The sequence below is a fragment of the Archangium sp. genome (assembly GCF_036277355.1).
Classification (GTDB): Bacteria; Myxococcota; Myxococcia; order Myxococcales; family Myxococcaceae; genus Archangium.
On sequence record NZ_DASUNC010000167.1, the window covers coordinates 95,513 to 102,636 of the forward strand.

At 68.7% G+C, this 7,124-nt stretch carries 7 protein-coding genes and 1 pseudogene; 5 read left to right on the forward strand and 3 right to left on the reverse strand.

All coding sequences use genetic code 11. The annotated features are described in order from the left end of the window. Positions 1 to 228 precede the first annotated feature (228 nt). The 4 genes from VFZ09_RS41385 to VFZ09_RS41400 all read left to right on the forward strand — a co-directional run bounded on the left by VFZ09_RS41385 (position 229) and on the right by VFZ09_RS41400 (position 4,096). The gene (locus tag VFZ09_RS41385) at positions 229 to 1,254 is read left to right on the forward strand and encodes a hypothetical protein (protein ID WP_329733311.1); all 1,026 of its coding nucleotides are present in this window, start codon (positions 229 to 231) and stop codon (positions 1,252 to 1,254) included. Between the two features lie 54 nt (positions 1,255 to 1,308). Further along, positions 1,309 to 2,727: a hypothetical protein gene (locus VFZ09_RS41390; RefSeq protein ID WP_329733312.1), complete on the forward strand. Its 1,419-nt coding sequence runs from the start codon at positions 1,309 to 1,311 to the stop codon at positions 2,725 to 2,727. Positions 2,728 to 2,863: 136 nt separating this feature from the next. Continuing rightward, on the forward strand, positions 2,864 to 3,337 hold the full coding sequence (locus VFZ09_RS41395) for an ankyrin repeat domain-containing protein (RefSeq protein ID WP_329733313.1): 474 nt from the start codon (positions 2,864 to 2,866) through the stop codon (positions 3,335 to 3,337). Positions 3,338 to 3,544: 207 nt separating this feature from the next. Beyond that, entirely contained in the window at positions 3,545 to 4,096 is a 552-nt protein-coding gene (locus VFZ09_RS41400) for a DUF2378 family protein (protein ID WP_329733314.1), read from the forward strand. Here the strand turns inward: VFZ09_RS41400 and VFZ09_RS41405 are convergent. The 3 genes from VFZ09_RS41405 to VFZ09_RS41415 all read right to left on the reverse strand — a co-directional run bounded on the left by VFZ09_RS41405 (position 4,093) and on the right by VFZ09_RS41415 (position 6,308). Next, positions 4,093 to 4,725, reverse strand: a complete 633-nt coding sequence (locus VFZ09_RS41405; RefSeq protein ID WP_329733315.1) for a cupin domain-containing protein — start codon at positions 4,723 to 4,725, stop codon at positions 4,093 to 4,095. The genes VFZ09_RS41400 and VFZ09_RS41405 overlap by 4 nt on opposite strands. A 4-nt stretch (positions 4,726 to 4,729) precedes the next feature. Then, entirely contained in the window at positions 4,730 to 5,239 is a 510-nt protein-coding gene (locus tag VFZ09_RS41410; protein ID WP_329733316.1) for an RNA polymerase sigma factor, read from the reverse strand. A gap of 133 nt (positions 5,240 to 5,372) precedes the next feature. After that, the gene (locus VFZ09_RS41415) at positions 5,373 to 6,308 is read right to left on the reverse strand and encodes a hypothetical protein (RefSeq protein ID WP_329733317.1); all 936 of its coding nucleotides are present in this window, start codon (positions 6,306 to 6,308) and stop codon (positions 5,373 to 5,375) included. A gap of 326 nt (positions 6,309 to 6,634) precedes the next feature. Here VFZ09_RS41415 and VFZ09_RS41420 point away from each other — a divergent pair. Then, positions 6,635 to 7,124, forward strand: a pseudogene (locus tag VFZ09_RS41420) (hypothetical protein); the annotation flags it as partial.

Below are 7,124 nucleotides of genomic sequence, written 5' to 3' on the forward strand. Positions count from 1 at the left end.
GTGTCGGCTTCCACACGCTCCCGGGCCCGGGCATAATCACTTTCAATCCCTTGTCAAGGAATTCTTCCAGCGAGCCCTGGCCAGCGCTTGCCGGACGGAGTAGAACGAACGAATCCCCAGGTACCGTTCCGTCGCTCGGTGTGGCCGGCCCCTGTCGCCGCCTGGGAAGAGTGCCTCGAGACGCCGGACCACCCACCGAGCCCATCCCGTCGTCCGGGAGGAGTCGTGATGCGTCGTCTGCTCGTAGGGAGTGTCGCAGTGTCCGCGCTGATGTTGGCGGGAGCCGCCCACGCCAAGGGGGAGTGTGGCTCGACATCCGCTGGCTGGAACGCGCCCAACGGCGCGGTGGTGTTCGACCGGAGCTTCGGCCCCATCCGCGACGTGCTGGATGCCATCGGCGAGTACCGCACGCACTCGATGCTCTCGCATGGCCCCGGCTCCACCGTCTCGCACGCCACCATGGCCAACCCCACCCAGGAGCCCTGGCCCGGCGTGTGTAGCAAGCCCATCAGCGGCTTCGACTTGCGCTACGGCTACCCGGGCCTGGAGCAGATCAACCAGGGCGGCATCTACATGTCGCTGTTCGGCAAGGGCACCGGCCCCGAGTGGACCGGCTGGCAGCAGGGGGACCCCACCCAGGCCGCGCTGATTGGCGACTCCATCTGGTACAACCACGCGTACACCAGCGACGTGTCCCGGTTCGACTCCGGCCAGTACCTCGACCGGCCGGTGCGCAACGGCGCCCGCGTCAACTACTCGCTCTTCCAGTACCGGACGCTCGAGACCGCCAACCTGATTCCGGGCAATGCCTCCAACAACGGCATGGTGTGCTCCACCTTCATGGCCTACGCGCACAACTACGCGGGCCGGGGCGTGGTGACGCCGCACACGTACTCGCACGCGCAGATCGCCAACGCCTCCAACTCGCTCTACACGGGCATCTACAACGAGTGCAAATCCTCGCTCGGCTGGTTCGTCGACGCGGCGCTCACCATCGCCTGCCCCACCTACAACGTCTGCGGCAACGCCGGCAACCAGGTGGCCAACTGCATGTCCGCCAACATGTGCGACTCCTCCGACGGCCGCTACTGGAAGAGCGTGCGCGATGATCCCAACGCCACCGCCACCTCCATCAGCCCGGACCGCATCGGCGGCTGGGGCGTGCACCCCCTCAACAACACCGTCTGGGGCCCGGACTACACGCACCAGCTCCAGTGGAACTCGGGCGGCAACGTCTACGGCTGCTGGCAGTAACCCACCGTCACCCGTTCCCCCCCTCGCTTCCCCTCGCAGAGGAGCCCCTCCCCGATGAGCCCGACCCCCGAGAACCGTTCCCAGCGGCCCTGGCGATGGGTGCTGCTGCTCGCACTCCTCGCCCTCGGGGGCCTGGTGGGCTGGCTCCTCTCGCGGGAGCGGCCCGCGCCGGCCGCCCCCGTCATCCAGGTGCGCACCCGCGCTCCGTCCTCGCCGGAGCAGGAGTCCGCTCCCGCGCTCGCCGCCGCGCCGAAGCCTCCCGAGGCCGAGGCCCCCGCCGCCCCCGAGCCCGCGCCGCCCATCGTGGATGAGATTCTCGTGGAGAAGCAGGAGGTGTGCTCGGGCGAGGACAACCTCATCACCGTGCGCGCCCACACGCCGGATGGCAACGACGCGTACCTGCACTACACCGTGGGCGATGGCACCGGCCAGCGCATCCCCCTCCGCGTCTGGCGCAACGACGCGGACGGCTCGTATGAGCTTCCGCGCGTCACCGTCTTCACCAAGGACAACGTCTCCGTCACCGTCCCCGTCCCGCCCTACCGCGTGAAGGACTGTGAGCCCGAGCGGCTCATCCACGTGATGTCCCGGCGCCAGCCCAACTCCGAGGATGACTTCGAGTTCTTCGCGAAGTTGATGGAGCGGCCCGTCCGCCCCGGACAGCCCGCGCCCAAGCCCTTCGTCGCCGTGCGCTACGTGTGGACCTTCGACGACGAGGCCCCCGTGACGACCACGAGCCCCATCGTCTCGCACTCCATGCTGAGCAACACGGGCGCCAGCGGCATGTACACCCAGCACCTCATCCGCGTGGACGCCTACGACGCCGCGGGCCGCAAGGAGACCGGCCGCTCCTCGCTCCAGGTGCTCAACACCTCCTTCGAGAACTTCGACAAGAAGGGCATCGTCACCCTGCTCGCCGTGGGCACGCCCCGATTCCCCGTGCTCGATGCGGACGGCGTGGTGCGCCAGACGTTCCGCCTCTACCACCGCTTCCGCGGGCCCGTGCGCATCACCCGGGTCCGCGCCATCCGCGCCTTCCGCGGCACCGACGAGGCCCCTCCCCCTCCCGAGCAGGTGGACGTCGCCTCCCTCCCCGTGAGCGAGGTCCCCGAAGGCAAGGGCACCGAGGTGAAGGTGTCCTTCGACACCAGGGCCGAGCCCGAGGTCTTCGCCATCACCTATGCCCTGGAGGGCCTCAGCGCCGAGGGCCACCCCGCTCGCGGCACCTTCTCCGTCATGCGCCCGCCTCCCCGGCCCACCCAGGAGAACAGCACCCCCATCAGCGACCCCGTCCTGCTCGCCAAGGTCAAACGCGCGCGCGAGCTGCTCCAGCAGGAGTTCGTCACCGACGAGGACATCTTCCGCCTCGAGCGCGAGGGGAAGTTCGCCGGCTTGAAGGTGGAGAAGCCCTCGGGCGAGGTGGCTCCCGCCGCGGGCACGCTCAACGGACGCCCGAGGAATCCCTCGCGGTAGCACGGAGGAAAACCCGGGGCCCGGATACCCTCACCCCGACCCTCTCCCGGAGGGCGAGGGAGTGGGCCCACGGAGAGGGCTTATGGAGAGGATGCCCCCGGTTGGAGTTGGTGGAACGCAGTGACATGCTCTGGCCATGTCCCTCTTCGATGCCGTGGCCGCGGGTGACCTGGCCCAGGTGGAGGCGCTGCTCGCCGGTGGCGCCGACCCCAATCCCTTCGACTCCGAAGGCCGTACCCCCCTCATCCTCGCCGCCGAGAAAGGTCACGAGGAGCTCGTGCGCACCCTGCTCGCCGGTGGTGCCGATCCCTCCCTCAGCGACCGCATGGGCGAGTCCGCCCTCATCAAGGCCGCCGCCCATGAGTACCCGCGCGTCGCCGCCCTCCTCTACCCCCACGCCTCCGAGGACGATCAGGCCATGGCTCGCACCCTCCTGAGGGTGGGCACCGACTTCTTCAACCTCCCGCGCGCCCCTCCCCCTCCCCCCGACGACTTCCGCCGCAAGCTCGCCTCCGCCAGCGCCTACCTCTCCCACAAGCTCGGCGACTCCAACCCCGCCGAACGCCTCGAGCGCCTCCACCGCGCGGAGAAGAACTCCAAGAAGTCCTGAAACTCCCGTCCACAGGTTTTTCGCGAAATCGGGCCCCTCTGTCGGGTTTTCAACGCCCCATCCGCTCACCGCTCAACACTTTCCCCGGCCAGTTTCAGGCGGACCACCCCCTTCCATGTCACCATGGGTGCTGTCTGGTGCGGCCTTGTGAGCCGCACGGTGCCACGCAGCCCCTCGTGTAGGGGCTCTCGCTACCGGGGGTCATGCATGATGATGATGGATGAGCGTGTGGTGTTCGGTAATACCTTCGACGGCCTCTTCCAGATTGCCCTGCACGGAAGGCTCTCCATGGCGGCCCGGCATGCGCTCGGGCGCATGGGCCTGCACGTCGACCGGCAGCCGCTCCCCTTCTACCCGGCGTCCGTCTGGCGCCCCTCCCTCGACATCATCGTCCGGGATCTCTTCCCCGAGCTGCACCGCGAGGAGGCCTACCGCCGGCTCGGCCAGAAGATGGTGACGGACGTCAGCGAGACGGTGCTCGGCCGCGGAATGCTCGCGCTCGGCCGCGCGCTCGGGCCCCGCCGGCTGCTCATGCGGCTGAACCACAACTTCCGCAACGCCGACAACTACGTGCAGATGCAGCTCAAGGAGCTGGCCCCCACCACGTACGAGGTCCACATCAACGAGACGCTCGGCATCCCCTCGTACTACCAGGGCATGCTCGAGGCGGCGCTCGGAGCCGCCGGCGCCCGCCAGCCCCACGTGCACCCCGCGCACGCCGACGGCAGTGGGTGCACCTACCGCGTCGAGTGGCACTAGACGAGGCGCTGCAACACACCCCTCCAGCCCGACAGCCGCACGTCCTCGCACTCCTCGCGGATCAGCGCCCAGCAGCCCTCCTTCGCGTCCGCGAGCAGCTCGTGGCTGGAGCCCGGAGGCGCACTGCCCCAGTCGCCCGCCTCCAGGAAGCGGCCCCGGTCCCAGACGCCTCCGGCCAGCACCATCCCCTCCTCTCCGCCCCGGTGCGCATGCCTCGGGAAGCGCGCCCCCGGCTTCATCCGCACCAGGAAGAGCCCACACCCGCCCGGCGCCTCGCGCACCAGTCGCGCCGTCTGGCTGCCGCTGCCCGGCACCGTGTGCCAGCGCCAACCCTCCACCGGCGGCAGCTCCGCCAGCACCGACGGCGGCAGCGGCACGCCCTCCACCGGGCGCGGCGGCTCGCGCTGGGAGGCCTCCGTCCAGATGCGCTCGAAGAGCCCGGCCGGCACGGGCTCCTCGGGCACGGCCTCGAGCAGCGTGCCTCCGGGCGCCGTGAGCCGCCCCACCTCGCGCTCGCAGGCGGGGCAGAGGGACAGGTGCGTCTCCAGCAGCAGGCGCAGGGGCACGTCCGCGGCGCCCGTGGCGTACGCCAGCAACCGCTCGGAGGGGGGATGGTTCACGGGCATCATCGCTTCACTCCGTCAGCAGGGCCCGCATGTGGCGCAGGGCCATCCGGATGCGGGACTTCAGGGTGCCCAGCGGCACCGCGAGCTCCGTCGCCGCCTCCTCGTGTGTGTAGCCACCCAGCACCGCCAGCTCGACGGCCTGGCGCTGCTCCGGGCTGAGTCCTTCCAGCGCCCGCTCCAGGCTCATCGACAGCTCGGGGTCCGCCTGCACGAGCGCCAGCACCGGCCGCTCCGCCTCCGGGGCCACCGGCGGCCCGCGCCGCCACCGGTCCACGAGCTTGTTGCGGGCAATGCGGTACGTCCACGCCAGGGGCGTGCCCTGCGCGGCGTGGTAGCTGGAGGCCTTCTGCCAGATGGCGGTGAAGACCTCCTGCACCACGTCCTCGGCGAGCGAGCGGTCCCTCGTCACGCGCAGCACGTAGCCCAGCAGCCGGCCCGCGTGCCGCTCGTAATACGACTGGAAGGCCGCCTTGCTGCCCCGGGCGATGGCGCCGAGTAGCGCCCCATCCTCCTCCATGGCTCCCCCACCAGGTTCATCCAGAGGCACTACGCGGGAAAGGTGGGTTTGGATGCGGGCATGAAAAAGGGGAGGACGCTCGTCAGCGCCTCCCCCGGGGGACGGGCAACCCGCCGTCAGCGGTTGCCTGGACTCAGAACTGGTTGTTGCGCGCCTGCTCGAAGGGCACGCGGTGATTCAGGTAGGTCTCCTGGAGGCTGTGGTTCTTGAGGAGGTTGAGGCCGCCATCGCCGAAGCGGTGGATGACCGCGTCCTTGCCGGCCTTCTTGGCGAAGGCGAGCGGATCCACGCTGCCACCCAGGCCGGTGACGGTGGGGACCGCGTCGCGGTTGTTGATGTAGTGCACGTACTTGGGGCCGTCCGGGTAGGTGGCCGCGGCCGCCCCGAAGGTCTCCACGTTCAGCTTGCTCATCACCTTCTCGGTGTCCGCCTTGGACAACCCATCTTCGATGCGCAGCCGGTTGTAGACATCCTTGAGCGCGCGGCTGGTGATGAGACCGCCCTGGCTGTAGCCCATGAGGTGCACTTCACGGCCGGCCTTGAGCTCGGAGTAGACGGTGTCGGCCAGGGTGTCCACGGCCGGGTTGGTGCCCTTGTCCAGCTTGTCCTTCACGCACTGGGCCAGGTCGGAGATGAAGCCCTCGGTGGAGTTGTGGATGCCGATGGCCTTGGCGTTCGTCTTGTCGGCGATGGCCTGGAGGTCGCTGGACTGGCCCGCCTTGTCCGTCATGATGCCGTTGACGTAGATGACGGTCTTGGCCGGGTTGGGGTTGTTGCGCGGGGTGACGCCGGGGATGTCCTTGAGCGGCGTGCCGGGCGGGAAGGTCTGGCCCCCGGCGCCCACGAACTGGCCGTCGAACACCTTGTCCTTGGGCTTGCTGCCGCCCAGGAGGCTCGCCGACACCTGGCGCGCCGGACCGGACTCGAAGGTGTCACCGGCCTGCTTCGTCACCTTGGCGGAGTCGGCCTTCACGGTGTTCACCGCCGGAGCCACGGCCGGCTGGGCCTTCTCGACGGTCTGGCGGCCCGCCGGGGTGAGCGCGTTGCGGTTGCGGTCAATGGAGGTCATGGGGGCTCCTACGAAGTCTTGTGTGAAATCCGTTGATCCATTCTCCCATGGACCCCTGTGGAAGTTGCGTACCCCCGTCACTTTTCAGGGTGGGTCGGTGGACCGGCGGATCAGGAGGCCTGGACACCGGGCTGGCCCCGTGCTCTCAGTCCGTGAGAATGAGGGGGCCCGGGAGCGCGGACGAACGCGGATGGCACCGGCATGGGCAGCGCGGTCATCAATGCTTGCCCGCTCGCGCGTCGTGCCGCATCCAGGTCAGGCGCTCTCAACACGAGGACAGCCGTGCTCTTTGCACGTCTGATGCTTCGGGATAACCTCCCACCTCAGTGAGCAATCTTTACATGAAAGTGAATTCCCGGAGGCTTGCTGGTCAAGGAGCACTCGCCCTTGTCCTGGCCTTGGTCCTTCCCTTCGCCTCGCCCGCTGAGAATGGTAACGAGATCCGCAACCACATCACCTCGATCAACCGCCTGTACGAAAACCTCGATTACGAGGTTGCGCTCAGCCGGATTGCACTTGCACGCAAACTGCCTCGCGGGGCGGATGAAGAGATCACCCTCACCCTCTATGAAGGCATCCTCCTGTACGAGTTGGGAAGGCATGAATCGAGCGCCTCCAGCTTCAGAGCCGCCCTCCTGCGGAGGCCCGACTCGAAACTGCCTGTGCAGGTCGCCCCTAATACTACAGTGGGACTTTGGCGCGAGGGTCTCTGCGTCGGTAATGGCAGCGTTTGGCGATGGCCTGATGGCGGCGTCGCCAGCGGCTCCAGTGCAGGACGAAGTCCAAGGCCGGCCGCACCACCCAAGCGATGTTCAG